The organism is Mediterraneibacter hominis, from assembly GCF_014287475.1.
In the GTDB taxonomy this organism is placed as follows: Bacteria; Bacillota; Clostridia; order Lachnospirales; family Lachnospiraceae; genus Mediterraneibacter; species Mediterraneibacter hominis.
Genome location: NZ_JACOPF010000002.1, coordinates 190,729 through 217,395 on the forward strand (window position 1 = coordinate 190,729; position 26,667 = coordinate 217,395).

At 45.5% G+C, this 26,667-nt stretch carries 27 protein-coding genes; 22 read left to right on the forward strand and 5 right to left on the reverse strand.

Annotated elements, in window-relative coordinates; genetic code table 11:
- Nucleotides 1-194: 194 nt before the first annotated feature.
- Both H8S37_RS10380 and H8S37_RS10385 read left to right on the forward strand, forming a co-directional pair.
- Nucleotides 195-2,498: an FkbM family methyltransferase gene (locus tag H8S37_RS10380; protein ID WP_186875995.1), complete on the forward strand. Its 2,304-nt coding sequence runs from the start codon at nucleotides 195-197 to the stop codon at nucleotides 2,496-2,498.
- Nucleotides 2,499-2,753: 255 nt separating this feature from the next.
- Entirely contained in the window at nucleotides 2,754-4,268 is a 1,515-nt protein-coding gene (locus H8S37_RS10385; protein ID WP_186875996.1) for a flagellin N-terminal helical domain-containing protein, read from the forward strand.
- A 163-nt stretch (nucleotides 4,269-4,431) separates the two neighbouring features.
- Here the strand turns inward: H8S37_RS10385 and H8S37_RS10390 are convergent, their stop codons facing one another.
- From H8S37_RS10390 to H8S37_RS10405, 4 genes are read right to left on the reverse strand one after another with little or no spacing between them, the layout of a single operon-like run.
- A complete protein-coding gene (locus tag H8S37_RS10390) occupies nucleotides 4,432-5,574 on the reverse strand; it encodes a protein-glutamate methylesterase/protein-glutamine glutaminase (RefSeq protein WP_186875997.1) in 1,143 nt (380 codons plus the stop codon).
- Nucleotides 5,575-5,611: 37 nt separating this feature from the next.
- Nucleotides 5,612-6,427, reverse strand: a complete 816-nt coding sequence (locus tag H8S37_RS10395) for a CheR family methyltransferase (RefSeq protein ID WP_186875998.1) — start codon at nucleotides 6,425-6,427, stop codon at nucleotides 5,612-5,614.
- Nucleotides 6,428-6,448: 21 nt separating this feature from the next.
- Complete coding sequence (locus H8S37_RS10400; protein ID WP_186875999.1) at nucleotides 6,449-6,949, reverse strand: chemotaxis protein CheW; 501 nt, start codon at nucleotides 6,947-6,949, stop codon at nucleotides 6,449-6,451.
- A gap of 24 nt (nucleotides 6,950-6,973) precedes the next feature.
- Nucleotides 6,974-9,028, reverse strand: a complete 2,055-nt coding sequence (locus H8S37_RS10405) for a chemotaxis protein CheA (protein WP_186876000.1) — start codon at nucleotides 9,026-9,028, stop codon at nucleotides 6,974-6,976.
- Between the two features lie 134 nt (nucleotides 9,029-9,162).
- Between H8S37_RS10405 and H8S37_RS10410 the strand changes: the two genes are divergently transcribed.
- Both H8S37_RS10410 and H8S37_RS10415 read left to right on the forward strand, forming a co-directional pair.
- Complete coding sequence (locus H8S37_RS10410) at nucleotides 9,163-10,599, forward strand: hypothetical protein (protein WP_186876001.1); 1,437 nt, start codon at nucleotides 9,163-9,165, stop codon at nucleotides 10,597-10,599.
- On the forward strand, nucleotides 10,586-10,918 hold the full coding sequence (locus H8S37_RS10415) for an EscU/YscU/HrcU family type III secretion system export apparatus switch protein (protein ID WP_186876002.1): 333 nt from the start codon (nucleotides 10,586-10,588) through the stop codon (nucleotides 10,916-10,918). The genes H8S37_RS10410 and H8S37_RS10415 overlap by 14 nt, the downstream gene beginning before the upstream one ends.
- 69 nt (nucleotides 10,919-10,987) lie before the next feature.
- Here the strand turns inward: H8S37_RS10415 and H8S37_RS10420 are convergent, their stop codons facing one another.
- Nucleotides 10,988-12,340: a methyl-accepting chemotaxis protein gene (locus tag H8S37_RS10420; RefSeq protein ID WP_186876003.1), complete on the reverse strand. Its 1,353-nt coding sequence runs from the start codon at nucleotides 12,338-12,340 to the stop codon at nucleotides 10,988-10,990.
- 262 nt (nucleotides 12,341-12,602) lie between these two features.
- On the opposite strand from H8S37_RS10420, the gene flgB reads away from it, so the two are divergent.
- From flgB to fliN, 18 genes are all read left to right on the forward strand, one after another.
- Nucleotides 12,603-12,995: a flagellar basal body rod protein FlgB gene (gene flgB, locus H8S37_RS10425; RefSeq protein WP_186876004.1), complete on the forward strand. Its 393-nt coding sequence runs from the start codon at nucleotides 12,603-12,605 to the stop codon at nucleotides 12,993-12,995.
- A 44-nt stretch (nucleotides 12,996-13,039) separates the two neighbouring features.
- Nucleotides 13,040-13,351 carry a flagellar hook-basal body complex protein FliE gene (locus H8S37_RS10430; protein ID WP_186876005.1) on the forward strand — a complete coding sequence of 104 codons (312 nt, stop codon included), beginning with the start codon at nucleotides 13,040-13,042 and terminating at the stop codon, nucleotides 13,349-13,351.
- Between the two features lie 26 nt (nucleotides 13,352-13,377).
- Nucleotides 13,378-14,979, forward strand: coding sequence for a flagellar basal-body MS-ring/collar protein FliF (gene fliF / locus H8S37_RS10435; protein WP_243207171.1), 1,602 nt, complete (start codon nucleotides 13,378-13,380; stop codon nucleotides 14,977-14,979).
- Complete coding sequence (fliG, locus tag H8S37_RS10440) at nucleotides 14,966-15,988, forward strand: flagellar motor switch protein FliG (protein WP_243207172.1); 1,023 nt, start codon at nucleotides 14,966-14,968, stop codon at nucleotides 15,986-15,988. The genes fliF and fliG overlap by 14 nt, the downstream gene beginning before the upstream one ends.
- On the forward strand, nucleotides 15,972-16,724 hold the full coding sequence (locus H8S37_RS10445; protein WP_186876007.1) for a FliH/SctL family protein: 753 nt from the start codon (nucleotides 15,972-15,974) through the stop codon (nucleotides 16,722-16,724). Before fliG ends, H8S37_RS10445 begins: the two co-directional genes overlap by 17 nt.
- A gap of 28 nt (nucleotides 16,725-16,752) precedes the next feature.
- Nucleotides 16,753-18,054, forward strand: coding sequence for a flagellar protein export ATPase FliI (gene fliI / locus H8S37_RS10450; RefSeq protein WP_186876008.1), 1,302 nt, complete (start codon nucleotides 16,753-16,755; stop codon nucleotides 18,052-18,054).
- A gap of 21 nt (nucleotides 18,055-18,075) precedes the next feature.
- A complete protein-coding gene (gene fliJ / locus H8S37_RS10455; RefSeq protein WP_186876009.1) occupies nucleotides 18,076-18,528 on the forward strand; it encodes a flagellar export protein FliJ in 453 nt (150 codons plus the stop codon).
- 62 nt (nucleotides 18,529-18,590) lie between these two features.
- On the forward strand, nucleotides 18,591-19,655 hold the full coding sequence (locus H8S37_RS10460; protein ID WP_186876010.1) for a flagellar hook-length control protein FliK: 1,065 nt from the start codon (nucleotides 18,591-18,593) through the stop codon (nucleotides 19,653-19,655).
- 19 nt (nucleotides 19,656-19,674) lie between these two features.
- Nucleotides 19,675-20,190 (forward strand): flagellar hook capping FlgD N-terminal domain-containing protein, encoded by a 516-nt coding sequence (locus tag H8S37_RS10465; RefSeq protein ID WP_186876011.1) that lies wholly within the window; start codon nucleotides 19,675-19,677, stop codon nucleotides 20,188-20,190.
- Nucleotides 20,191-20,213: 23 nt separating this feature from the next.
- The gene (locus H8S37_RS10470) at nucleotides 20,214-20,591 is read left to right on the forward strand and encodes a TIGR02530 family flagellar biosynthesis protein (protein ID WP_186876012.1); all 378 of its coding nucleotides are present in this window, start codon (nucleotides 20,214-20,216) and stop codon (nucleotides 20,589-20,591) included.
- An 82-nt stretch (nucleotides 20,592-20,673) separates the two neighbouring features.
- Entirely contained in the window at nucleotides 20,674-21,564 is an 891-nt protein-coding gene (locus tag H8S37_RS10475) for a flagellar hook-basal body complex protein (RefSeq protein WP_186876013.1), read from the forward strand.
- Nucleotides 21,565-21,646: 82 nt separating this feature from the next.
- A complete protein-coding gene (locus tag H8S37_RS10480) occupies nucleotides 21,647-21,847 on the forward strand; it encodes a flagellar FlbD family protein (RefSeq protein WP_186876014.1) in 201 nt (66 codons plus the stop codon).
- Nucleotides 21,848-21,849: 2 nt separating this feature from the next.
- Nucleotides 21,850-22,665, forward strand: a complete 816-nt coding sequence (locus H8S37_RS10485) for a motility protein A (RefSeq protein WP_186876015.1) — start codon at nucleotides 21,850-21,852, stop codon at nucleotides 22,663-22,665.
- A gap of 12 nt (nucleotides 22,666-22,677) precedes the next feature.
- The gene (locus H8S37_RS10490) at nucleotides 22,678-23,469 is read left to right on the forward strand and encodes an OmpA/MotB family protein (RefSeq protein WP_186876016.1); all 792 of its coding nucleotides are present in this window, start codon (nucleotides 22,678-22,680) and stop codon (nucleotides 23,467-23,469) included.
- 32 nt (nucleotides 23,470-23,501) lie between these two features.
- A complete protein-coding gene (locus H8S37_RS10495; protein ID WP_186876017.1) occupies nucleotides 23,502-24,539 on the forward strand; it encodes a flagellar motor switch protein FliM in 1,038 nt (345 codons plus the stop codon).
- Nucleotides 24,540-24,586: 47 nt separating this feature from the next.
- Complete coding sequence (locus tag H8S37_RS10500) at nucleotides 24,587-24,946, forward strand: response regulator (protein ID WP_186876018.1); 360 nt, start codon at nucleotides 24,587-24,589, stop codon at nucleotides 24,944-24,946.
- Between the two features lie 19 nt (nucleotides 24,947-24,965).
- A complete protein-coding gene (gene flgC, locus H8S37_RS10505) occupies nucleotides 24,966-25,412 on the forward strand; it encodes a flagellar basal body rod protein FlgC (protein ID WP_186876019.1) in 447 nt (148 codons plus the stop codon).
- Nucleotides 25,413-25,434: 22 nt separating this feature from the next.
- Nucleotides 25,435-26,664, forward strand: a complete 1,230-nt coding sequence (gene fliN, locus H8S37_RS10510; protein WP_186876020.1) for a flagellar motor switch protein FliN — start codon at nucleotides 25,435-25,437, stop codon at nucleotides 26,662-26,664.
- The last annotated feature ends 3 nt before the right edge of the window (nucleotides 26,665-26,667 follow it).

Here is a 26,667-nt window from a genome sequence, read left to right on the forward strand (position 1 = left end):
GTATAGGAGAACAGAATGTAGCAAAGAAAAACATTTTAAAGGACTTAAGTTTTCCGGGTGGGAAGGCGATATATAAAATAGACGGCGGAGGGGATTAGTATTCCTTCGCATACTATATATAAAAGAAAAAGAGAGCGGCATCCGGCTTTTGCCGGATGCTTCTGTCGTTCTATAAGGGAAGAAGGAGGAGAAGAATGAAGAAAAAAGTACGTCTTTCCCAATGCATGATTGTAAAAAATGAAGAAAAAAATATACGCCGCGCTCTGGAATGGGCAAAAGGGATTGCCTGTGAGCAGATTGTGGTGGATACAGGCTCCACCGACCGTACAGTGGAGATTGCCGAGAAGATGGGAGCGAAAGTGTTTCACTATACCTGGCAGGAGGATTTTGCGGCGGCAAAGAATTACGCGATAGAGCAGGCGTCTGGAAACTGGATTGCTTTTTTAGATGCAGACGAGTATTTTACAAAAGAAGATGCCAGAAAGCTTCCGGCAATTTTAGAACAAGCGATGACGAAAAATAAAATGACAGACCTTCCTCAGATGGTACGGTGTGCGTGGATACAGCTTGGAGACGACGGCAAAGCCTTTGCTGTCTCTGTGCAGGACCGTATTTTTCGTAATATACCTTCGATTCGTTATCACGGTAAAATACACGAACAGATAGGGCTGCCTTCAGGCAGGCCGATGCGCTGTTTGAATATGCAGGATACGCTGTCTATCATGCATACGGGTTATACAAAAGCAGCCTATGAGGAAACAGGAAAAAGTCAGCGCAATATCCGCATGCTAAGACGGGAAGTAGAGGAAAATCCCCAGAACTGGTCAGCATGGTCTTACCTGGGAGACTCTCTGGTAACGGACGGGCAACAGGAGGAGGCAGTTAAATGCTATGAAAAAGTAGTAGAGGAGAGCAAAGAAGGCGAGATCAGCCGCGAACGTTACCAGAATGCTGCGATCCGCCTGCTTCAGTTTGCCATGGATAAACCGGTGGACAGGAAGAGAATACTGGAACTGGCAGAAAAAGCAGGCTATCCGGAGACAAAGCACCCAGATGTCTACGCGTGGATCGGCATTTATGATATGAACCAGGAAAACTATAAAGAAGCATATCAGGAATTAAAAACAGCTCTGGAATATGCGGAGGGCTACAGAGGTATAGACGTGATTTTTACAAGCGGCAATCTACAGAAGCTGTATACGTGGATGACTGAGATAAGCAGAAAACTTGCTTATCCCCAGGATACAGTCAGATACGGAGTGCTTGCGCTAAGGACAGACCGGTATATGGACGGAGTACTGGCGGCGATACTTTCTTTTTTGAGAGAAGAGCCCGGTGAAGAAAAAGGCGCAGAAGGAACTTGGAATTTTCTCGGAAAATTATATGATGTTTCAAATTCCAGGGAGCTTTTCTTTTTATATAAATGTGCAAAGGCGGCGGGATTTATATCCTTAGAAGAAAAAATACTGTCAGTACTTTCTGACGCAGACAGAGAATTTCTGCTGGCAAAACCAGAAGAGGGGGGGGACATACAGTACTATAATTACGTGGATCGGGAGTTTTTTAAATGGGTATCTTATATACAAAATACAGAAGAGGAAACGATACTGTCAGATATAAAAAGAGCACTGGATAAGCTGAAAGAAAAAAGCGGGCGGACATGGAAAGCATATGTAGAGTATTATCAAAAATTTCCGTTTTGGGGGAATTTACAACCGGAAACAGACGATTATGAGACGCTGCGGCGCAGAGCAGGCATGATGAAGCGGCAGGTAGATCAATTTGTCTGGCTGTATGAGAGGCTGGCAGATTACCAATCAAAAAGAGTACTTTTGGCAGTACTGTCAAACTGGACGTATTTAGACATCAGCAAGCTGGAGAAGGCGACAGAGAAAACGGAGCAGTATTTCGATCTGAATCTGATTTTCAAAGCAGACGGAGAAGTGTTTGTAGACTTAGGAGCCTACAATGGAGATACCATACAGGAGTTTATAAACATATACGGCTCTTCGTACAGGAAAATATATGCATATGAGGCGGACATAGCACAAGCAAAATACGCAGAAAGAAACCTTGCCTCTCTGCATGACATAGAAATACGGCATAAAGGAGCAGGGAAGGAGCAGGGATATTACAGGCTGGAGAGGGGGGGGGCAGCGTCGAGTGCAGGCAGGATAGCGAGAGGAGAGGACATATCGGAAATGACGGAAGACACGGTGGAGGTTGTTTCGCTGGACGAGGACATATGTGAGCCGGTAAGCTGGATCAAGATGGACATAGAAGGCTCGGAATATGATGCGCTTTTGGGCTGTAAAAACCACATTAAAAAGGAACAGCCAAAGCTGTCTGTATCGGTATACCATGGCTATGAAGACATTATCCGGCTGCCGCTTCTCATTGATGAGATCAACCCCTCCTACCGGTTTTATCTGCGGTATTATGGGGGCAACCTGATTCCGACAGAGCTTGTGCTTACGGCATTGCCGGAGAAAAGGTAGTCTACATAAAAATATGCGCAGGGACTTAAGTTTTTCTGGGGGGGGCGATATATAAAATAGGCGGCGTGATAAGGCGGCGCCAAAAAGGAGAGACAGACGCGCCTGTTATGAAAGAAGAAAACATATGAGGTAGCAGAAGAAAGTCTCTTTTACGTAAATAGTGGTTTCACCATACAGTGTATCGGCCGGACATTGTGTGATGAGATAAATACAGGGGTAAAGGATAACCCCGTTTCATAACAAGGAGGTAAACATATGAGAATCCAACACAACATAGCGGCATTAAATTCATACCGCAATTTGACAAACAACAACAGCGCGGTATCTAAAAACTTAGAGAAGCTTTCATCCGGTTACAAAATCAACCGTGCAGGAGATGACGCGGCAGGGCTGGCGATCTCCGAAAAGATGAGAGCACAGATCACAGGTCTTGAGACAGCGCAGAAAAACGCGAACGACGGTATCTCCCTCGTACAGACAGCAGAGGGCGCTCTGACAGAGGTACACTCTATGTTAAACCGTATGGTAGAACTGGCAGATCAGTCTGCGAACGGAACCTATCAGGACGAAGTAGACCGTGAGAACCTGCAAAAAGAGATGCAGTCCTTGAAAGACGAGATCAACCGTATCTCTGAATCCACAAACTTCAACGGAATCAATCTGCTGGACGGCTCTCTGGCTGCAAAAGACGGAGCGGCGACAGTAAACACGACGTTTGGAAACACAGCGGCAGCAGTAACTGCATCAGGCGGAGCTGCATTCTCCCAGGAGATTACGTTGAAGACGGCTGCTGCGGATAGTAATGAGCAGACTCTCAATGTGAAATACCTGGATAAGGACGGAAACGTACAGAATGCGACCGTTACCTTTACAGGCTCTACAACAGCGGCAGATAATGCTACTGCGGCAGCTAAGGCACTGGAGGAAGTATTTGGCGACGGATACAATGTGACTGCAAACGGTGGTAAGATTACAATAACAGCTAAGAACAAAGGAGCAGACCAGACCCAGATCATCGGACTGGAGCAGTTGGACAAGGGAAATAAAGTTACAGCGACGATAGGCGCGGTGACAGCAGGAAAGGCAGATGTTTTTGAAGTAGACTTATCTAGTGTTTCAGTTACTACTGCAAAAGGAGAGTATCAGGAAAACATCATTGAGATCGACGGACAGAAGTTCCAGATTGTGGCGAGAGGAAGCAATCCAGATTTGGAGACAGGCGTGAAGGCGATTTATGTAGACCAGACATCCGGAAACTTTAACGAGGATTCTGTAAAGAACATCGCAGATCAGTTGAAGGAATACGGCATTGACGCGTCTGCGGACGGAAAAAAACTGAAGATCAGCAAGTCTACAGACGGATCAGCAAAAGGCGGGCTGACATTGCAGATTGGCGACACATCAGACGATTTCAACCAGCTTACAGTATCTGTCGGAGCGATGGACACGAATTCTCTCGGAATCGCGAACCTGGACATCAGCACACAGGCAGGAGCGAAAGCGGCTGTAGATGTCATTAAAAATGCAATCAACATGGTATCTTCTACACGCGGTGATTTGGGCGCGATCCAGAACCGTCTGGAACACACCATCAATAACTTAAGTGTGACAACAGAGAACATGACAGCAGCAGAAAGCCGTATCCGTGATGTAGACATGGCCGAGGAGATGATGGCTTACACGAAGAATAACATTCTGGTACAGTCCTCCCAGGCAATGCTTGCGCAGGCAAACCAGATTCCGCAGGGCGTTCTTCAGTTATTACAGTAAGGCAGCGTGAAAACAGCAGGATAGAAGCTGCATAAAACATATCTGAATCAAAGGAGGGCGAAGCTTTCGCCCTCTTAATAAGAAAAAACAGGAGAAATCTTTATCTTGGATTTCTCCTGTTTTTTCTTGTATGGAGCTGATTCATTTTGCTTTACAATCCTGCTTAATTTAAGGTATTTAGATGGGAGATTAAAAGATCTGCTATTCTGGAGCAGGGGGCCTGTTTGCAGACAGCTCCCAGCTTGTAGGCCTCCATTGGCATCCCATAGACAACGCAGGAAGATTTATCCTGTCCGATTGTATAGGCGCCGTTCTGACGCATAGCCAGAAGCCCTTTCGCTCCGTCTCCTCCCATGCCGGTAAGAATAATGCCCACTTTAGTGCCCTTCACATTGTCAGCGACAGAGTCAAACAGGACGTCGACAGAGGGGCGGTGTCCGTTTACCTTTTCTCCGGGGGCACATTTTACGTAGTAGTAAATTCCATTTTTCACTACCTGCATATGAGTACTTCCACCTGGGGCGATAAGAACCCTCCCTTGACGGATTATATCGCCGTCTTCTGCTTCCTTGACTTCCATCTGACAGAGCCGATCTAGCCGCTGGGCGTACATCTGAGTAAATCCCTCCGGCATATGCTGTGTAACAACAATTCCGGGGATATCAGCCGGCAGGCGTTTTAAGACTTCTAAGGTGGCTTCTGTGCCCCCGGTAGACGCGCCTATAGCGATAACTGTGTCCTTAAGCTTTAGAGAGGACGGAGAGGATAATTTTAAAGCTGCGGGAGAGGCAGAACACCTTGTCGGAGCAGCGCTGTACTCTGATGTAATTCTCGGAAGCACAGAACCGACAGAGGGTGAAACTGTGGAATCTAAGGATTTTTTTAATCTGGGAGGTACCTTAACAGAAGCAGAAACAGCCATAATCAATTTTGCGGCAAGATTCTGGACAAATGTCTCTGCAGTATAATTTTTGGACATATCTGGTTTCTTAACGAAATCTACCGCTCCATAAGAAAGCGCGTCAAACACATTGACATTTAATGAAGATACGAGAATAACAGGGATTGGATGACTGGGAATGAGTTTTTTTAAAAAGTCGATTCCGTTCATACCTGGCATTTCTACGTCAAGAGAGATGACGTCGGGCTGTAAATCAGATATTTTTTTGAAAGCGTCATAAGCATTCATGGAATATCCAAGCACCTGGATACGGGGGTTGATTTTCGGTAATTGTATACTTAAAAATCGACAAAAAACTAAAGAATCGTCTACGATAAGTAATCGAATAGCAGTATTTTTATGCATGAAACAAGACTTCCCTTCTATAGTATCATATATTTCTTTATAAAGGCTTACGGTATATCGCCGGCTGGACATACTCATAAGGGGTTACAGCACGATCTAAGGACTCCGAATGTCCGATTAAAAGATACGCGCCGGGTGAAGAAGCATCGTAAAAACGCCTTACCAACGCCTCTTTGGTTTTCTGGTCAAAATAAATCATTACATTCCGGCAGAATATCACATCAAATTTTAAACGGAAGCGAATAGGATCCATCAAGTTGAAGGTACGGAAAATTACATTCTCTTTTAGTACGGGAGACACAGTATAAATATCCTTTTCCCGCATAGGACAAAAATATTTCCGGATCCATCCGGCAGGAAGCCTGCTTAAAGCTTCTTTATCATATATCCCATTTTTCGCCGCGTTCAGCACGTTCTGGGAAATATCTGTGGCAAGAATACGTGTGTCCCACATAGAAGCCCTCGAACCAAAATATTCTTTTAACAGAATAGAAAGCGTATAAGGCTCCTCCCCCGTGGAGCAGCCCGCACTCCAGATACTTAAAATACGATCAGACTTCTTCTTTTCCAGATATGGAAGTATTACTTTCTGAAAATAAGTAAAATGCGTTTCCTCCCGCATGAAAAAGGTATAGTTTGTAGTCAGCCGGTTCAGCAGGATCTGGATATCTTCCGTTTTTTTCTGCTGTATAATGCAGTCAACATACTCTTTGAACGACGAAAATCCCATCGCGGTGACTGTATTAGAAAGCCTTCCTACAATCAGCTGTTTCTTTTTACTGAGATCAATTCCGTAATTTGCTTTCATAAAAGCTGCGAGACGATGAAAATCTTCATTTGTCAGTGTCAGCATGAAAAGTAGCCCCCCTGTATACTATGGTTCAGTTAAAGCGTTACAGTCCAGTAGAAGTACTACCTTTCCCTCCTCCGTAGCGATCATGGAGGTGGCGAGCTTCTGGCGGTTTTCTAAAGGAATAGGAGAAGCGGCGGCAGTATCGACAGTCAGTACCTGCGAGACAGAATCAACACCGATACCGATACGATCGGCGCCGATATCCAGTATAATAATACAGGTGGAGGAGGTATACTCCTGGAAAGGCTTGCCCAGACGTAAACGGACGTCGATAATCGGGAGGATCTGTCCCCTAAGGTTGATAATTCCCCGCACATAGTCTGGAACCAGAGGCAGAGAACGTATATTATGGTTGGTAATAATTTCAATTACCTGATCTGTCGGTACGCCGAAAGTAAGCCCCCCTGATACAAACGTTAAAAAACGAGCTGTACTGGCGGATTCAGACGGTGAAGAAGTCTCGGCTTCTTCACTGCCCTCAATAAGCTCCTGGGGCGTTAATGCATGAGTTGTATCTGTCATAATCATTTCCCTCCAAATGAAAATTTAGTAAGTGTTTTTAACAGCAGAGTAGATACTCGCAATATCCAGAATGATACTGATATTCCCGTCGCCGAGAATGGTACATCCGCTGACACCATAATTTTTAATTGAAAAATTGTTCAGATAACCGGGCAGCGGCTTGACGACAACCTGCTGTTCGCCCAAAAGCTGGTCTACAAACAGACAGTATGAAATATCATTTGCCTCTACCCACATAAGAATACCGTCGTCGATTTCCGTACACACATTGTCATAAATACCATATAGATCATGGAGACGGACGACCGGATAAAATTCATCCATACACCGGATGATTTCATGTCCGCTGTCATCAAAGATAATGCTGTCGCGAGAAGCCTTAAAAGACTGCCGGATATTGGAAATAGGCACTGTATAGACAGAGTTTCCCACGGAAATTTCCATGCCGTCGACGATCGCGAGGGTAAGCGGAATTTTTAAAGTCGTACAGGTCCCCTCTCCTTCTTCACTCGAGATGGAGACAACACCTCCTATTGCCTCTATATTCTTTTTCACCACGTCCATTCCTACGCCTCTGCCGGAATATTCGGTGACTTCATTATTTGTGGAAAAACCTGGTTCCATTAATAGAGACAGAATTTCCTTTTTCGTGTATTCTTCAGCCGGTTTGGAAAGGAAATTATTTCTCTGGGCTTTTTCTAACACTTTTTGCGGATTGACCCCTTGTCCGTCGTCTTTGACAGAAATGATAATTTCATTTCCGGTGTGAACGGCGGAAAGTATAATTTCACCCTGTGGATTTTTGCCGGCGGCGATACGCTCCTCGCGTGTAGCCTCTATTCCATGATCCATGGAATTACGCACGATATGCATAATCGGATCGCTGATACTGTCCACAATGGACTTATCAAGCTCTGTATCTTCTCCGATCAGAGTAAGGCGCACGTCCTTATCTAACGTTTTTTTCATATCTCGGACAATACGGTTCATTTTCTGGAATACGCCGGAAACAGGAACCATACGCAGAGACATGGAAATATCCTGCAAATCATCGGTCAGCTTACGAAGCTGACGTGCGGATTTCATAAAATTATCCAGCTTTAAGCCCTTCAAATCAGGAGAAGAAGTCACCATAGACTCTGTGATGACGATTTCCCCGACCAGCGCCATCAGACTATCCAGCTTTGCAAGATTGACACTGATTAGATTCTGCTTGCCGGCAGTATGTACGGCGGCATTTTTAGGAGAGGGCGTGTCTGCCTGCTTCTGTGTGCCTGCTTCGTTTTGCTGAACGGCAGAAGAGCCCGGGGAAGCCTCCTCCTCGTGTTTTTCAATCAGCTCATAGGAATGTACATTATTGCTTCCGGCAATCAAAAGAGAGGCTTTTTCTGCCTCCTCTTTGCTGGAAAAGCCAATAAAAAAACCATCGTTTATGATAGACTGAGAAGTGCCGGAATCCGTTTCAATATCCTGGGGAGAATAAGTAAAAGTATATCCGTTTTCCTTCAGCGCGGTTACAAGCATAAAGGCACGCAGATTTTCCATCCCGCAGCCCTCGTCAAAAAAAAGCCGGATGCAGTATGCGGCCTCCGGAGACGTAAAAGGAGGAGTGTCGGTATTTTTTAGCTCCTCTGCCGCTTTTGCCTCACCTTGTGCGGCATTGCCGGAATTACTGATTTTATTCAAAAAGTTGTTTATTTCCTGTATAAAACTGTCGATATTAACACTAAGAGGCTCGTTATTTTCTACTTTTTCGACCTCCTCCCGAAGACGGTCCTCCGACTTAAACATCAGGTTAAACAGCTCTCCCTTTTGCTGGGGATTCAGAGAAGAGGTACCGTTCTCACGTATATAAAAAAATAAATCTTCAATATGATGGGCGATCTCCATTAAAGAATTAAATTCCAGCATAGCGGAAGAACCCTTGATTGTATGCATACTGCGGAAGATTTCGTTTACATCATCTTCTGTAAAATCTCCGTTTTTTTCCGCATTGATTAAAAGTTCATCTAATTGTTCAAGAAGTGAATTGGTTTCAAACAGATAGGTATCGAGTAAGCTGTCTGTTACATTATCCATAATATAAACACCGCCTTTTAATGAAATTCTATAGATTGTTTTTTATTTAAATATGTGAAAAGTCAAAATAAAAATATATCCATTGTTTTATATTTCGACAGAAAAATAGAAAAAATAATTACGGGAGATAAAAAATGGCAAATATTTTAAAAGTTACAACACCGGTAGGGGGATATGACAATTCAAATCACGTACGTGTAAATCCTGAAATGCAGAATCCCGTCCATGTACAGGGGCCTGTAAACACAGAAAAGGTAGTGCGGCCGGACGCCCGCAGCGACAGCGCGTCGCAGGAGAACAAGGAGACACTGCAGTTTAAATATGAGACAAATTTTGACAATTTCATAAGACAGCTCAAAAACAGTCCGGTGCTTGCACAGGAATTGTCCAAATTATTCAAGGAATACCAGGCGTTGCTGACAGAGCCGGGGGCCGGAAGAACATTTGTCGGGGAAGCGGCGCAGCTCCTCTCTATGATGGAGATAGACACTGGGAACATCTCGGGATTTATGAAGGATCAGAGTATGTCGGCAGTGCGGTACACGGGCTCCTTTTTTGAAGTGCTGCGTCATATTATGGGGCAGACAGAGTCCGTCGAATTAAAAAACAGTATTTTGAACTTTCTGAAGCGCTATACAGATATGGCGGAAACCCCGTATATTTTAAAAGACATACAAAGGAGTATAAAAGAAATTTTACAGCGAATGTATCCCCAGCAGAGAAGTCAGGCGGAGCAGATGGAAAAGGGATTAAAATATAGTGCGGACTCTGAACAGAACGCTTCTGGCAACTTAAAGACACTGAAATCATCGCTGCTTCCGTTTTTGAACGGATATATATCGGATACACATGACAGAGGAATACTCAGGGATATGACGGCGCGTCTGGCGGAGCTGACAGCAAGGTACGAGAACGGACAGAGGGACGGGGTGCTGCAGGCATTTGAAAAATTACAGGATTTCCAGATTTTTCAGAAGTATTTTAAGAATTTCGACAGCGCGAAATTATTTGACATACTGGCGAATACAGAGTTTGAACGTGCGTCTAAAAGAAATAAGCAGATGGATAAGCTGACAGAATTGATTTGCCGCGGAGCGCTGGGAGAAGCGGGAACAGAAAATACGCGGGTGTTCCAGGGGATTCTAAGGGCGCTGCTTTTAAACGAAAGCGTATATATGCCGGTGCTTCACCTGCTTCTGCCTATGCAGGCAGAGGGGCGGCTTATGTTTTCGGAGATGTGGATCGATCCGGACGCGCAGAGGGAAGAACAAAAAGAAAGAGGGACAAAAGAACGGCTGATAAAGGGACTGGTGAAGTTTGACATTCAGGATGTAGGCTTTTTTGATCTGTTCTTTTTATATAACGACGAGAAGATTACGCTGCAGTTGAATCTGCCCGACAGCTTAAGAGAGAATACCGGAAAAATCGAGGGAGATATACGGAAAATTTTGAAAGAGCACTCGCTGGAGACGGAGGAATTTGTGTTGGGAAGCAGCCGGGTTTCGATTCCTCTTACGGAAGCTTTCCCAAATCTGAAAGAAAGGAAGAACTCAATCAATGTCAGCATTTGATAATATATTAAACCAGAAAGCGGCCGCGCTTTCTTATGATGAAGAGGGGCAGGCGGCGCCTGTGATTGTTGCTTCAGGTTCAGGATATACGGCACAGAAGATCATTGAAACTGCCAGGGAAAGCGGAGTTCCGGTCTATGAAGACAATTCACTGGCAACCGTTCTGACGCAGTTGGAGCTGGGAGCAGAGATACCACAGGAGCTGTACGCGGCGATTGTGGAGATATACGTATATTTTTTGAAATATGGGAAAAACGGGCCGGTAAAAGAAGAAACGGTAGAAGAAGCAAAAGTGGAAACAGAAAAAAGAAGCGGTTAATCATGACAGATTAACCGCTTCTTTTGTGAGTATGCCGCTGATAAACAGCGGATGTTATAAATAGAAGCCTTAATATTTGTCGCCAATGCCCGCAAAAGCAACCGGGGAGGACGGTTCTGTCTGTGCAGAGAGGGAGGCATCAGCGACAGCGCCGGCTTCTTTTTCATATTCATTCGTCTGACGGAAGGTAAAGCCGGAAAGAACATTTTTAAGCAGGCTCGCCTGTCCGGAGAGCTCTTCGCTTGCGGCCGCGCTCTGCTGTGCTGTAGCAGAATTGGTCTGTACGACGCTGGAAATCTGATCGACCCCTGTAGTAACCTGTGCCACCGCGTCTGCCTGTGCCTTTGCTGTATCGGAAATGGAGCTGATCTGATCCACTACGAGCTGCGCATTTGCTACAACCTTATTCATAGATTCTGCGGTTTCATCGGCAATCTTTGTCCCTTTTTCTACCGCAGAAATCGCGTTCTGAATCATTACCGTTGTATCCTGTGCGGCGTCCTGACTCTTGCCGGCAAGATTACGGACCTCCTCTGCCACAACGGCAAAACCTTTTCCGGCAGAACCCGCGCGGGCGGCTTCCACTGCGGCGTTGAGGGCCAGGATATTGGTCTGGAAAGCAATATCTTCGATTGTTTTAATGATTTTGTGAATCTGTGTAGCTGATTCTTTGATTTCAGCCATCGCGTTTGTCATTTCACTCATATGCAGATTACTGTCCATCATATCATTGCCGACACTGTGAGCGAGGCTGCTGGCGGTAGCGGCGTTGGCAGCGGACTCTTTAATCTGAGAAGAAATATCGTTAATGGTAGCGGCAAGCTGCTCGATTGAGCTTGCCTGCTCTGTCGCTCCCTGTGATAAAGCCTGCGCGCCGGTGGAAACCTGCTCTGCCCCTGCGTCTACCTGATTAGAAGATTCCTGAATCTGGTGCAGTGTGGAATTCATACGAAAACAAATCTTCCGCATGGATTCCAGAAGAGGGGCAAACCCATTTACATAGATGCTGCGACATTCTGAACAGACAGAAAAATCCCCTTCACTCATAGCAGAAAGAATACGGGTTTCATCCTGGATAATCGTACGAAGCGTCCGGATGATATGCTTTGTATTTTTGACAAGCTTACCTACCTCTGCGTTGACGTCCTCTGCGGGTAATGGGCTGTCCAGATCCCCTTCAGAAAGCGCCTGCAACCGCTGCGCACATTCTTCCAGAGGTTCAAAAAGCCGTTTGCGGGTCATACGGGTGAATACAAACGGCAAAATAAAAGAGAGCAAAAGTACGAGTATTTCAATGCCGGCAAGCACGGGGGAGGAAGAAAGATTGGTGAAAATGCCAATAGCAGCCGCGATCCATGCAAGCAGAGTAAGTGAAAAACAAGCGAGTTGAAGTTGCCTTTTTAAAGTTTTGTTCTGATCCATATCTATATCTCCTTATCTCCTTATATAATTTTTTCCTGTAAATTCTGGTTTTAGCAGGAAATAACCTATACGAGATAAATTTCGGCAGAAACATAAAAAAAATAAGAGTGATTTTAGAAAAAAGGCGACATATGCAAAGAATAAATGTCTGAAAATGTCAGGATATAGTAGAAAATAAGTCGAAAAGTGTTGACAATATGCGGGGGGGGGTAGAATTTATCTAAACTTTATATAGTGTTATGTGGTTCAGGGAGGAATAAATATGACTGGCATTTATGGAAATACGATTAATATGGCGGAAAAGACCCTGGATTTTTTATGGAAAAAAGAGTCCGTCATATCGAATAATCTGGCGAATGTAGAGACGCCGGGCTATAAGGCAAAGTATGTTACATTTGAAGAAGAATTCAAATCCAGGATTGACGCGGCGGCAAGGGGAAAAAATACAGATGTAGGGAATATACGCAGAGCGATTGAGGAAAGCGTGTACCGCGTACATGTTTCACAGAATGAGACAGCGCGTGCCGATGGGAATAACGTGAATGCAGATACAGAGATAATGGAGCTGACGAGGGCGGCACTGCAATATCAATATCTGTTAAGCAGTGTAAATGCCGATATTACAAGGCTCAATGCAGTGATTAAGGGACAGTAAATGATACTATTTATAGAAAGAACGGGTGACGGGAGGCATAAAAGATGGAGAATGGATTTATAACACCGATTAGAGCGTGGGGAAGTATGTCGGATATATCCGGTGCAGGTGAGGCGGAAAAAAAAGGAGGGCAAAGCCAGCTTTTTCAGAATATTTTTTATAATGCAGTACAGGACGTAAGGAGTACCGAACAAAATTTGCAGAAACAGCAGTACCTTCTGGCGACTGGGCAAACGGATGATCCCCATACGCTACAAATCGCTGCATCAGAAGCACAGCTAGCGACCAATATGCTCGTACAGCTGAGAAATAAGGCTCTGGATTCTTACAACGAGCTGATGAGAATCAGTCTGTAAAGCAGGAAAGGAAAGCATAGAATCTTATGAAACTGGATTTGAAGGAAAAGTTCAGTGAGCTGAAAACATTTGCTGCAAAACTGGACCGGAAAGTAAAAATTATATCTATAGTCTTGGCTGTGGTAATTATCGGCGGTGCGGTAGCCGCGGCATTGATTTTAAATCATAAAGAGTATGTTCCTATTTTTTCAGAGGTCTCTGAGGAAGAGGCGGCGGAGATTGTCGGAAAGCTGCAGGAGGATGGAGTAGACTACCAGTATAAAGGCGGGGGAACGATCCTGGTAGAGAAATCACAGGCAGATTCCACCCGGGCAAATTTGGTTTATGAGGGGTACCCTAAGAGTGGGTTTACCTATGATATATTCACACAGAACGCAGGAGGGATGGCGACCGATTCGGAGAAGCAGACATATAAGCTCTATGAACTGCAAAACCGTATTGGGGCGACGATCTCTCTTTTTAACGGAGTAAAGGATGCGAAAGTTACGATTGCTCTCGGCGAGGAGCAGAAATATGTCCTGGAGGACACAAGCCAGACGCAGGGCGGGCCAAGCGCTTCTGTGGTCGTGACAATGAAAAGCGGGGCAGAATTGGAACAAAAACAGGCTGCCGCGATTCAGAGATTAGTCGCGAAGAGCATACCGGATATGCAGATGGAAAATGTAGCGGTATTTGATGAAAACGGGATTGACTTGACCGCAGGGGAAACGGGCCAGAATGCCGGAACGACAGAAGCAGAGCTTTCCAGAATTGTAGAGCAGAAGATCGAGCAAAAGGTCATCAATGTACTGCTGCCGTTTTACGGAGATGGAAATGTAAAGGTGTCTGCAAACGGGAAGATCAATATGGATAAGGTCATCCGCGAAACCACTACGTATACGACGCCGGATAAAATTAACCAGAATGATAAGACAGGAATTATTTCCCATGAGCAGGGCTCTACGTCAGAGGGAACCGGTTCGGGAGCTGCCGCGGGCGTTGCCGGAACAGAAGAAAATGCGGATATTACAGAATATAACCAGCAGGACGGAGCCGGTAATGAGAACTATAACAGCACGACCTATGACCGGGATTATGTGATTAACCAGGTGAAGGAACAGACAGAAATCGATCCGGGAGTGATGGATGATCTGACAGTGTCGGTATCCGTCAACGGCGAAACCTTCGGGGAACTAACTGGTAACGAGATAAGAGATCTTGTCGCAAACGCTACGGGAATCGCGGTAGAAGAAAGCGCCCAGAAAATTACGGTAGTAGCCGCGCCGTTTTATGAGGATGAGTCGGATACAAAAACAGTGAGCGCAAAAGCTAAGAATTTCTTAAGGGATTCCTGGTGGATTTTAGCGGCAGCAGCAGGGGCTCTCCTGCTTATACTGATTGTATTCCTGATTATACGCAGAAAGATAAGAAAACGGAAAGCAGGAGATGAATTACTTCAGGGAGAAACAATTCCGGATTTATCTATACAGGAAAATGAACAGGACAACATTGACATTCTGAATATGAAGAATGGAAAAAGCAGAGAATTACGGGAAAACATCCGGGATTTCGCGGAAACGAATCCGGAGATTTCTGCGCAGATGCTACGTTCTTGGCTGAATGGAGGGGAGCAGGATGGCAGAAACTGAAAATAATGGCAGAAAACTGACACCAGAGATGAAGGCAGCGACAGTTGTGGTTGCTCTGGGTGCGGATAAAGCCTCGAAGGTATATAAGTATTTAAGCGCGGACGAGGTAGAGAAGCTCACGCTGGAGGTTGCAAAATTAGGTCATATAGAAGCAGGAAAGACAGAGGAGATACTGGACGACTTTTATAAAACCTGTCTGACACAGAAGGTTGTGACAGACGGAGGACTGGAGTACGCCAGGACTGTGCTGGAAAAGGCATATGGAGAGTCTACGGCAAAGGAATTGCTGCAAAAGGTTACGAAGTATTTGAAGAACCGCTCCTTTGAATTTATCCAGAAGACAGACAGTAAGAGCCTGTATTCTGTTTTGCAGTACGAACGCCCCCAGACGATTGCGATGGTATTATCTTACGCGGATGCAGGGCAGGCTGCAGAGGTGATATGCGAGCTTCCGGAAAAGAAAAGATTAAAGGTGGTAGAGGCGATCGCGAAGATGGAGAGCGCTTCTCCGGAAGCAATTAAGATTGTGGAAAAGCAGCTGAAACAGAAATTCAATAGCATATTGACGGCAGACTTTACTATGATCGGCGGCATTGATTATATTGCGGACGTAATGAACAATATGGATCGCTCTAACGAGAAATTTATTTTTGATGAGATGGGCAAAACAGAGCCGGAGCTTGCAGATACGATTCGGAAGAAGATGTTTGTATTCGAGGATATTCTCACGATGGACAATCGTTCGATCCAGCGTTTCATAAGAGAGTGCGATATGAAGGATATTGTATATGCTCTGAAAGGGGCGGACGACGAGCTTTCGGCACTGTTCTATTCTAATATGTCAAGCCGTATGGCAGACACGATCAAGTCTGACCTGGAAGTGACTGTGAATGTGCGGCTAAGAGATGTAGAGGAAGCACAGCAGAGAATCGTAAACCTTATCCGCAGGCTGGATGAGGAGGGCGAGCTCGTTATCAGTAAAGGCGGAAAGGATGAGATCATTGTCTAGGATCGTGCGTACGGGGAAAGAGGATTCCTATCAAGAGGTATTTTATCCGGATTTGTTAAGCAGTCTGGAAAAAGAGAAGAAGAAGGAAGAGAAGGTACAGGAAGTACAGGAGAAGCCGCCCGAGATCGATCTGATGCAGAGGGCGGTCGAGCAGGTAGAGGCGATTCTGTCTAAGGCGCGTGAGGAAGCGGCGAAAATAAAAGAAGAAGCATATGAAGAGGGCTACATAAAAGGCATGGAGCAGGGCTGTACGGCGGGAGAAAAAAAGGCGTATGAGGAGCACCAGGAAAAACTAAAGAAAACATGGGAAGAGGCAAGAAACCAGGTGGAAAACTGCGCGCTGGAGGTACAGCATGTAAAAGAAAAGATACTGGAGGAATATCTGGACACCCTAAAAAATATCGCGCTTGCGGTCGGAGAAAAAATTATACAGACCAGCCTGAAGTCCAGCGGAGAGGTAGTGAAAAATATGATTCTTTCCGCTACCGGCAAGCTCAAAAAATGCGCGTGGGCAAAGATCTACATCGCAGAAGCGCCGGAAGAGGAAAAAAAGATCCAGGGAGACGCGGAGCTGCTGGAGGAATTATCTAGGATCTCTGAAAATGTGAAGGTGATTGTCATGGAGGAGGCCGCGCCGGGCACATGCATTATCGAGCTGCCGCAGGAGATTATGGACATAAGCGTAGGAACCCAGATAGAGAATATCAAGGAAATCTTAAATAACGCGCGCGTATAAACGTAAGCTTAGACAGAAAGGCAGAGAGATGCTTGAAGATTTACCCAGATTAATATTACAGGCTGAAACAATCAACCATATCGGAAAAATTGAGAATATTGTCGGAATGTCTATGGAGGCGTCCGGAGGCGGTGCGAATATCGGCGACATTGTTATGATTTATGACGAAGAACAGAGAAGGCAGATTCAGGCAGAGGTTGTCGGCTTCAGAGAAGATAAAGTACAGTTGATGGCATATGAAAGTATGAGTGGGATCGGGACGAACAGCTTCGTGCGTAATACAAAAAAGCGGTTAAAAATTCCCGTAGGAGAATTTCTAAGAGGCAGGATCATAGACGCGTTAGGAAACCCTATTGACGACGGAGGAGAGTTTACATCTCCGCGTTACTATTATGTGGAGAACCCGAAAATCAATCCGTTGAGCAGACCTCGGATCACAGAGACGCTGGACTTTGGAATCAAAGCGATCGACGGTTTGAATACAGTAGGAAAAGGACAGAGGATCGGTATTTTTGCCGGAAGCGGAGTGGGAAAAAGCACACTGCTGGGAATGATCGCAAGGAAGGTAAAGTCAGATATTAATGTTATCGCGCTTGTGGGAGAACGAGGGCGGGAGGTAAGAGAATTTGTGGAAAAGGATCTGGGAGCGGAGGGGATGAAACGTTCGATCCTGGTTGTGGCAACATCGGATCAGCCGGCAATGCTGCGGATGAAATGTCCTCTGGTTGCCACGACGATCGCGGAGTACTTTAAAGATCAGGGAAAAGACGTCCTTCTGATGATGGATTCTCTTACCAGGTTTGCTATGGCGCAAAGAGAGATAGGGCTTGCCACAGGAGAGCCGCCTGTGGCAAGAGGATATACTCCCTCCATTTACGCGGAGTTCCCGAAGCTGCTGGAACGCAGCGGGAATTTTCAGAGGGGTTCTATCACAGGAGTATATACTGTTTTAGTGGAGGGCGACGATACGAATGAACCGGTCGCCGATACAGTGCGGGGGATTTTAGACGGGCATATCGTACTTTCCCGAAAGCTTGCGAACGCAAACCATTTTCCGGCGATTGATGTAAACGCCAGTATTTCCCGTCTGATGTCGGAAATTGTAAGCGAAGAACATAAAGAGCTGGCGGCAAAGATGAGAGACATCATCAGTCTTTATACGCAGAATGAGGACTTGATTTCCATCGGCGCGTATAAGGCGGGTACGAATCCAAAGTTGGATTACGCAATCGCGAAGATAGAACAGATTCATGCGTTTTTAAAGCAGAAGGTAGAAGAACAGTTCAGGCTGGAAGAAACGGTGGAGATTATGCAGAGAATACTTAAATAGTAAGTATCAGGAGGTGTGGGGATGAAAAAGTTTTCATTTTCACTTGAACGGGTTCTCAGCTATAAAGAGCAGACAGAGCAGAACCTTAGAAATGAACATGGACAGGCTGTCCGGAGGGTACTAAAGAAAGAAGAAGAGATAAATGCGTTGGAGCATACGTTTGCAGAGTATAAAAACGGCAGAGAGGACTTGCTGAAAACGCTTATTCCTATAGACAGAATGAAAAACTATGAAGCATATCTTTCTTTCCTGTCGGAGAAAATCGCGTTAGAAAAGCGGACGCTAAGGCAATTAAAAAAAGAAGAAGAGGAAAAAAGAGAAGCTGTAATTGAAGCAAAGAAGGAAACATCTTCGATCCAGATGTTGAAGGATAAAAAAAAGCAGGAGTATACCGCACTGATGAGAAAGCAGGAGGAACAGGCGGTGGAGGAGTTTGTCTCGAATCGTTCCTTCGCGGTGCAAAGAAATGGGTAATCCTGCGCGTGAGCGCAGATTACTATATATTTTCATTTTACGGACAAGGAGGTGAGAAGAGAATGGATATGCTGATGCGGGATATGACACTGAATATTTCCTCCGGACAGATGCTGGACGGTGGAAGCATAGAAGGAAAAAGAAAACAGCCGGCAGGTCAGCAGGAAGAATTTCCCCAGTTGATGAAAAAGGAGGAAAGCCGCTTTTTTTCAGCAGAGAATGCCGGTATGCTCCAGACTGGCGGGCTTTTCTTTACAGCAATACCACAGGCGCAGGCATTTGAAAGAACTGTGCAGGGAGTGGCGGCAGCCGCTGCCGGAAGAACCACGGGTGCGGAAGGGGAACGCGCAGGCATTTCTGCAATGAATATGCCATCTCTTAAAGAGAAGCCGTCAGAAAAAGGAACACCTATAGGCGCCGGACAGACAGCCGGGGGAACAGAAGCGCATAAAAGACTGCCAGAAACCGGCAGGACGGAGAAAACAGAGATGCTGGAGGCGGCGTGGTTATGGAAGGGACAGCCGCAGATAGATAAGCAGACAGAGACGCCGGCCTTTCAAACTTCCTTCCGGCAGACGGAAATACAGAAACCGGATGGAAAGACGAAAATCAGAGAAGAGGACAGTCCTCAGGCAAAAGAAGCGGTTGGTTTGCCGGAGATAAAAGATGCGGGGGAAAAAGCGCCCGTCAGAGAAAAGAAAATACTGGCATGGAAACCGGCGGAACAAAGCGACAGCATACAGAAGCTGGCGGATCTGGTACAAAAGGCAATGACCTCCAGAGGAAAAGAGCTGGAAATACAGCTAGAGCCGGCACAGCTGGGAAAAATCGTGATTAAAGCAGTATATGAAGCCGGAAAAGCCTCGGTACTGATTACATGCGGCAGCGAAAAGACAATGGAAATTCTTTCCGGACACGCCAGAGAAATCGGCGGAATCCTGCAGGGCAGGACGGGAGAGCCTACCGTCGTTGTGATCGACAGACAGCAGGAGGATTACACGAAGCAGGACGGCGGACAAAACAGCAGCGGCAAAGAGGAGCAGAAAAATCATAAAGAAAGATCGAATAAGAAGATCACAGGATTAGAAGGAGACTTCCTTGAGCAGCTGCGGTTAGGAATTATATAAAAGAGAAAGGAGAGAGAAAATGGCAGAAATATCCATGTTAAACGCCTTGAATACATATGGAACCACCAAGGCAGACAGTTCGCTTTCGGGCAAAGGAAGCGTGGGCAGTTCATCCCCTACCTCGTCGTTGACGATGACAGATTTTTATAAGCTGCTGGCAACACAGTTACAGTACCAAGACGCGGATAACCCGATGGACACAGGAGAGATGATGAACCAGCTTGTCCAGACACAGATGTCACAGTCCATCCAGCAGATGACAACGGCGATTTCAGACTTGTCGATTGTAAATATGTTCAGCTATGCATCCTCTATGATGGGGAAAGAAGTAACGGTTGCGGAGGTAGATAAAGATGGAAAATACACAGGGGAAGAGACAAAAGGTGTCGTGACAGGAATCACGCTGGGAAGTATCCCCTCTATCTATATCAATGGAAAAGAGTATAGCCTGGTGCAGGTGATGTCGGTTGGTGAGGTTCCGGAAAAACCGGAGGAGCCAGAGAAACCGGACACAGGTGAAAGCAGCAGAGCATAAGCGGCTAAAGGAGGTGGAGACGCGTGCCGGAGATAGGAAAAATTGTAAGCCCGCAGACGCTGCGCCTACAGCATGAGACAACAGCAAAAGGAGAAAACTTTCGTTCCGAATTTGAAGAAATACTAAGAGAGGAATATAAAAGTGCACCTCAAGTACAGTTTTCCAGACACGCGGTACAACGTATGGAACAGCGGGGCGTGGAGATGACAGGAAAGAACTTAAACGAACTATCCCAGGCGGTAGAAAAGGCAAGGCAGAAGGGGGCAAGGGATACGGTAGTGATCGGAAAGCAGGGAGCTTTCATTGTAAATGTCCCGAATAATATTGTCATAACCACGATTACAGAACAGGAAATGAGACAGAATATTTTTACAAATATAGACAGCGCTGTTTTTATGTAGGCTGGACCTTTTAACAGGAGGCTTTTTTGTGTATCTGACTGATAGGCAAAGAAACAGCGGCTGAGAAAAAGGAGAGAAAGAAATGATCAGAGCAATGCAGTCGGCAATAGCCGGATTAAAAACACATCAGACGAAAATGGACGTTATAGGTAATAATATTGCGAATGTGAATACTTGGGGATATAAAAGCAAATCTGCAAACTTCGCGGATGCCATGTATCAGAATTACATTACAGGTGCGGAGGGGCAACAGGCAATAGGCAACACAGGGGGAATCAATACCTCTCAGTTGGGATATGGCTCCACCGTGAGTTCCATTTCTACAAATTTTGAAACAGGGGGACAGTCTTATACGGGAAACCCCTACGATTGTATGATTGACGGTCCGGGATTTTTTATTGTAGGAACATGGAATGAGGAGATTGATCCTATGGATATCAAAAACAGTGGGTTATCTCTTTCCAGAGTGGGAATTTTCCAGACGCCGGGAGGGTATTTTACAGATGACAAAGGAAACTATGTATATGGATATACAAAGGTAGATGATGTAGAGCAGCCAGACGGAAGCATAAAGCAGGTAGTAGATACCACAACGAACTTAACGCCGATTCAGATTCCAGAGGATACGGCAAGTATCTCTATTGGGACAGACGGAACAATTACCGTTGTACATAAGGATGAAACAGTAGAGGTTATCGGCAAATTTGCAGTGGCGACTGTAGAGAATACAGGTGGTCTGGAGCAGAGCAGCGGGTATCTGTACGGGTTCGGGGCAAGTGTCGGCGAAGTGACTGTAGGGCCGCAGACAGCCGCGACAGGGGAGATCCTAAGCGGATACCTGGAGATGCCCAACGTGGATCTTGCTACAGAGATGGCGAATATGATTACGACACAGAGAGGATACCAGGCGAATACAAAAATGATAACGGTATCCGATGAAATGCTTGAAGAGCTCGTTAATATGAAGCGCTAAGGATAAGAATTAAGAAGAGAAAAATACGCGGACGCCGACGAGAGGGGAGTCTCCTCTCCGGCACGCCGCGGGGGAGAAAAAAGTGGTAGAGTTTACAAAATTAAATGGAAGCAGTATCTTGATTAATCCGTTCCAGATCGAGTACGTCGAGTTAATTCCGGACTCAAAAATCATTATGATGAACGGACGGTTTCATATTGTAAAGGAAGGCAAAGAAGAAATCATAGAGCGAATTACACAGTATAGAAAAGAAATCTGCCGTATGGCGGATTTGGAGGTATGACAATGGATATTACAAGTATTTTGGGAATAGTTGCAGGATTCTTGTTTGTAATATATGGAATTATGGACAGCGGAAATATTATGAACTTTTTCGATGTCCCAAGTATTCTGATTGTAGTGGGCGGTACAATCGGAGCTATTGTGGCAAGCTTTCCGTTCAGAGATTTGAAAAACATTGGAAAACACATGGCGATCATTTGCAGCTCAAAGAGGTACAGACCGGAGCCGGTCATAGATACACTGGTAGAATTTGCCCAGACTGCAAGAAAGGACGGGCTGTTGGCGTTAGAATCCAGGGCATCTGAACTGGCAGATCCGTTTTTGAAAAAAAGCATCATGTATGTCGTAGATGCGATGGATGCAGAGAAGATACGCAGTACGCTGGAACAGGATATTGAGAATACCTCACAGCGCCATGAGGCAGAGATGGAAATTTATATCAGAGGTTCGGCGTATGCTCCGGCATTCGGTATGATTGGTACGCTGATAGGATTAATTAATATGCTCCGGGAGATGGATTTGTCGACAGGAGCTTCAGAAGAATTAGGAGCTAACATGGCAGTGGCGCTGGTGACGACATTTTACGGATGTATGCTGGCAAACCTTGTTTTTCATCCGATTTCTTCAAAGCTGCGGATAAGAGACGAGGAAGAGAGAGTCTACAAAGAGATTATCGTAGAAGGGGTCCTGGGAATTCAGGAAGGAGACAACCCTAAAAATCTTAAGGAACGCCTTGTTTCTTCGCTGGCTCAGAAAAAACAGATGCAGCTTCTGGACGAAACAGACCCGCGGGAAAGAAAGGGAAAAAAGAAAAAGTAGAGGAGGCAGGGTATGAAAAAACCGAAAAAAACAGTGAACGGCGGAAGCTGGATGGATACTTACGGCGATATGGTCACACTGCTGCTTTGCTTTTTTGTTTTATTATACTCTATTTCTACAGTTGACCAATCAAAGTGGGAAAACCTTGTTAAGAGCATGAACCCAGACGTGACGGAAGAAGCGGCGAAGAGTACGGCAGAACAGACGCAGGTTGCGGCGGAGGAGATGCAGCCGGACAGCTTTGAGCAGATGTATGAAAGCCTGGTAAGAGAATTTCAGACTATGGGGCTGGACGCAGAGGTGGAGGTTATAAAGGGCGACGGATATAACTTTATTTCCTTTCGGGATAGTGTATTCTTTGACGGAGACAGCTATGTGCTCCGGGAGGACGGACAGAAGGCACTGGACGGCTTCTGCCGCGCAATCGCTCCGGCAGTGGAAGAAATAAAGGAAATCGAAGTGTTGGGGCATACAACGCAGGCATTGCCGGACAGACAGAATGAAACGGTGAGCGACCGTATGCTTTCGGCAGAGAGGGCGGCTCAGGTTACGGCATATATCCAGAAATCCAATCTGATTGATCCGGCACGGCTTATCAGTTTAGGGTTCGGACAATTTCGCCCGATCGCGAAATTTGACATAGAGGAAAACCGGATGAAAAACCGGCGCGTGGAAATTCTGATTACAAATGACGAAGCAGTGCAGAGAAGTCTGACAGAGTACTACGCGCAGGTGTATGGCGAAGAAGTGGCGGCAATGCAGCCGGACAGCGAGGATATACAAGAGTCGGTAAAACCGGAATAAAATAGTCGGTTAGGATGGTCAGGAGGAGAAAAATGGCGGAAGTATTATCGCAAAGTCAGATAGACGCCTTAATGAAAGAGATGCGCAGCGGAAACAAAGCGGAAAAGAAAAACGACGGCGGTGCAGGTGAAAAGAAGTACCGGAAATATGACTTCTACAGTCCAAAGAAAATTACTAAGGATAAGATAAAGCTTTTAAAGGGTATCTATGACAATTACGCGAGAATCGCATCCTCGCGTTTAAACGGGGTACTGCGCGTGAGCAGTGAAATAGAGGTTTTGTCTGTGGAAGAACAGCGGTTTTATGAATTTAGCAATGCGTTGAGTGAAAACGATATTGTAATGACACAGACGCTGGTTCTACCGAATAAAAGTCAGAGCCAGCCGATACTGATGCATATGAATCAGCCTCCCATGCTGGCGATGATTGACCGTATGCTCGGCGGCGACGGGGCAGATGCGGACGCGGCGGACAGCAATTACAGCTATACAGATCTGGAAATTGAATTATATAAAAAAATAATGGGATATTTTTTGGATTTTACGAAGGACGCATGGAGCAATTACATTGTGCTGGAGACGGAGAAAACTGTATTGGAAGAAAATCCAGCTTTATTTCAGGAAATCAGCCTGGATGAGACGATAGCCATTATTATTCTGAACATAAAAGTTGGAGAGATAGAAGGAAAAATCAGTATCTGTATTCCCCGCAGCCTGCTGACAGAGATTTTTGGAATTATAGATTCTAAGAAGCATATCGGGGAAGTACAGGATAGCGACAGGCGGGACAGCAGACAGTTTATTTTATCGAAGATTAAGGAATCTGTACTGACGGTAAAAGCTGAAATGGGAACAGTAGAGATTCCGATTCGCGATATACACAATTTGAAAACAGGGGATATTATCAATTTAGAAAAACCACAAAATTCAGAAATTTATCTGAATATAGGAGGAAAACCCTGGTTAAAAGGAAAGCTGGGGATTTATAACAAGGACGCAGCGATACTAATAAACGGGCGTGTAGATAGAGAAGAAACAGAGAAGGAAGAAGAGGCAGTACCGGCGGAATAAACTCCGCTGTGTCAATAAAAATTAAAGAAAAAGAGAGGATTATTAAGATGGCAAAAATATTAATTGTAGATGACGCTGCTTTTATGAGAATGATGGTAAAGGATGCACTGTCCAAAGGTGGGTATGAAGATACAGCGGAAGCGGTCGATGGACTAGACGCGGTAGAAAAATATAAAGAACTGCATCCGGATCTGGTTATCATGGATATTACCATGCCGAATATGGATGGCCTGGAGGCACTAAAGGCAATCAAGCAGGAGGATCCAGAGGCTACTGTGATTATGTGTTCTGCTATGGGACAGGAAAGCATGGTAATCGAGGCAATCAAGTCAGGGGCAAAAGACTTTATTGTAAAACCGTTTAAACAGGAAAGAATTTTAAGCACAGTTTCCAACATTATCGGATAAGAGGAAGGGAGAGAGACTTATGTCTTTTTTAAATACACTTAGTATCAGCGGAAGCGGAATGACGGCACAGCGGCTTCGTCTGGATGTGACGGCAAATAATATCGCAAATATCGAGACGACGCGGACAGAAGACGGGGGCCCATACCGCCGTAAAATGGTAATTTTAGAAGCGAAGGAACCCTCCTTTCAGAAGGTATTTGAAAACACGCTGCATGAACAGCAGGTATATACGGAGGGAAAAGGCGTAAGAGTGTCGGCAGTCATTGAAGATGAAACAGAACTAAAGCCGGTATATGATCCGGAGCATCCAGACGCAGACGCAGAGGGGTATGTGATGATGCCGAATATAGATCTGGTGAAGGAAACAGCAGACGCAATGGCCGCGACGCAGGCTTATCAGGCGAACATAACTGCTTTTAATGCGACAAAGCTGATGGCGCAGAAGGCCCTTGAGATTGGAAGGTAACGGCGAGTAGGAGAGAAGAGCAATGAATGAGAATTATTTAAGCACTATGGAGATTGATGCCATAGGGGAAATATTGAATATCAGCCTCGGTGCTTCGGCTACGGCGGTATCTACAATGTTGGACGCAAGAGTAGATATTACGACGCCGGTTGTACGTGTAGAGAATAAAGCAGATTTTGCGTTTTCAAATTTAAAACCAGCAATCGGTGTAGAAATTACATATATAGAAGGGCTGTCAGGCAAAAATGTCATGCTTCTGAAAAGAAAAGATGTGAAGGTCATTGTGGAAATGCTCATGGGAACGACATTCTCCGATGAGGAATTTGAACTCAATGAAATGAACATCAGCGCAATCTGCGAAGTGATGAACCAGATGATGGGGGCTTCGTCCACAGCTCTTTCAGAATTGTTTGGAACAACCGTCAATATTTCTACTCCTAAATCCTTTGAGGTGGAAGGAGAAGATCAGTTTAAGGAGAAGTACTTCACAGAGGACGATCCTATGGTGGTGATCGGCTTCAATCTGAAAATCGGTGAGAAAATGGAAAGCGAGTTTTTAAATCTGATGAGTATAGAACTCGCGAAGGAACTGGTTTCCGGATTTTTTACAGATGGACTTCCAGAAGAAAGCGCGAAAACGGATGAAAAGGTCCAGCAGAAAAAGGCGGCGGAGCCTGTTTTGGGGCAGCCGGAACAAGAGGACAGACAGCCGGACACACCAGAGGCGAAAGAGGCAGAGGAAGGCGTGAGCGAAACGGTTACGCGTCCCGCGCAGACGGATATACAGCCGTCAGCTTCAGAAAAAACACAGACGCCGGTTATGGAAAATACGCAGACACCGGTTATGAGCGGGCAGATGGCGGAGCAGATGCTCCAGACTATGCAGATGATGCAGCAGCAGATGCTGCAGATGCAGCAGGCGCAGGAAGAAAGAAGAATTTCTGTGAAAAAAGCGGCTGCGCCGTCTCTGAAAAGCGAGGGTTACGTGGAAGATCCGGACGCGAATCTGGATTTATTGATGAATGTACCGTTAGAGCTTTCTGTAGAAATTGGAAGGACAAAGAAGCAGGTGAAGGAAATACTAGAATTGAATAAGGGTTCTCTTGTCGTTTTGGATCGGATTGCCGGAGAGCCGGTTGATCTTTATGTAAACGGTGAATGTATCGCAAAAGGCGACGTAGTCGTCGTAGACGATAACTTCGGAATCCGTATTACAGAAATCCTTCAGGAGGAAATAATCGCAGAAGAATAGGAG

Coding starts and splice junctions, on each gene's coding strand:
- H8S37_RS10380 (WP_186875995.1), top strand. CDS start 195: ATGAAGAAAAAAGTACGTCTTTCCCAATGCATGATTGTAAAAAATGAA.
- H8S37_RS10385 (WP_186875996.1), top strand. CDS start 2,754: ATGAGAATCCAACACAACATAGCGGCATTAAATTCATACCGCAATTTG.
- H8S37_RS10390 (WP_186875997.1), bottom strand. CDS start 5,574: ATGCATAAAAATACTGCTATTCGATTACTTATCGTAGACGATTCTTTA.
- H8S37_RS10395 (WP_186875998.1), bottom strand. CDS start 6,427: ATGCTGACACTGACAAATGAAGATTTTCATCGTCTCGCAGCTTTTATG.
- H8S37_RS10400 (WP_186875999.1), bottom strand. CDS start 6,949: ATGACAGATACAACTCATGCATTAACGCCCCAGGAGCTTATTGAGGGC.
- H8S37_RS10405 (WP_186876000.1), bottom strand. CDS start 9,028: ATGGATAATGTAACAGACAGCTTACTCGATACCTATCTGTTTGAAACC.
- H8S37_RS10410 (WP_186876001.1), top strand. CDS start 9,163: ATGGCAAATATTTTAAAAGTTACAACACCGGTAGGGGGATATGACAAT.
- H8S37_RS10415 (WP_186876002.1), top strand. CDS start 10,586: ATGTCAGCATTTGATAATATATTAAACCAGAAAGCGGCCGCGCTTTCT.
- H8S37_RS10420 (WP_186876003.1), bottom strand. CDS start 12,340: ATGGATCAGAACAAAACTTTAAAAAGGCAACTTCAACTCGCTTGTTTT.
- flgB (WP_186876004.1), top strand. CDS start 12,603: ATGACTGGCATTTATGGAAATACGATTAATATGGCGGAAAAGACCCTG.
- H8S37_RS10430 (WP_186876005.1), top strand. CDS start 13,040: ATGGAGAATGGATTTATAACACCGATTAGAGCGTGGGGAAGTATGTCG.
- fliF (WP_243207171.1), top strand. CDS start 13,378: ATGAAACTGGATTTGAAGGAAAAGTTCAGTGAGCTGAAAACATTTGCT.
- fliG (WP_243207172.1), top strand. CDS start 14,966: ATGGCAGAAACTGAAAATAATGGCAGAAAACTGACACCAGAGATGAAG.
- H8S37_RS10445 (WP_186876007.1), top strand. CDS start 15,972: ATGAGATCATTGTCTAGGATCGTGCGTACGGGGAAAGAGGATTCCTAT.
- fliI (WP_186876008.1), top strand. CDS start 16,753: ATGCTTGAAGATTTACCCAGATTAATATTACAGGCTGAAACAATCAAC.
- fliJ (WP_186876009.1), top strand. CDS start 18,076: ATGAAAAAGTTTTCATTTTCACTTGAACGGGTTCTCAGCTATAAAGAG.
- H8S37_RS10460 (WP_186876010.1), top strand. CDS start 18,591: ATGGATATGCTGATGCGGGATATGACACTGAATATTTCCTCCGGACAG.
- H8S37_RS10465 (WP_186876011.1), top strand. CDS start 19,675: ATGGCAGAAATATCCATGTTAAACGCCTTGAATACATATGGAACCACC.
- H8S37_RS10475 (WP_186876013.1), top strand. CDS start 20,674: ATGATCAGAGCAATGCAGTCGGCAATAGCCGGATTAAAAACACATCAG.
- H8S37_RS10485 (WP_186876015.1), top strand. CDS start 21,850: ATGGATATTACAAGTATTTTGGGAATAGTTGCAGGATTCTTGTTTGTA.
- H8S37_RS10490 (WP_186876016.1), top strand. CDS start 22,678: ATGAAAAAACCGAAAAAAACAGTGAACGGCGGAAGCTGGATGGATACT.
- H8S37_RS10495 (WP_186876017.1), top strand. CDS start 23,502: ATGGCGGAAGTATTATCGCAAAGTCAGATAGACGCCTTAATGAAAGAG.
- H8S37_RS10500 (WP_186876018.1), top strand. CDS start 24,587: ATGGCAAAAATATTAATTGTAGATGACGCTGCTTTTATGAGAATGATG.
- flgC (WP_186876019.1), top strand. CDS start 24,966: ATGTCTTTTTTAAATACACTTAGTATCAGCGGAAGCGGAATGACGGCA.
- fliN (WP_186876020.1), top strand. CDS start 25,435: ATGAATGAGAATTATTTAAGCACTATGGAGATTGATGCCATAGGGGAA.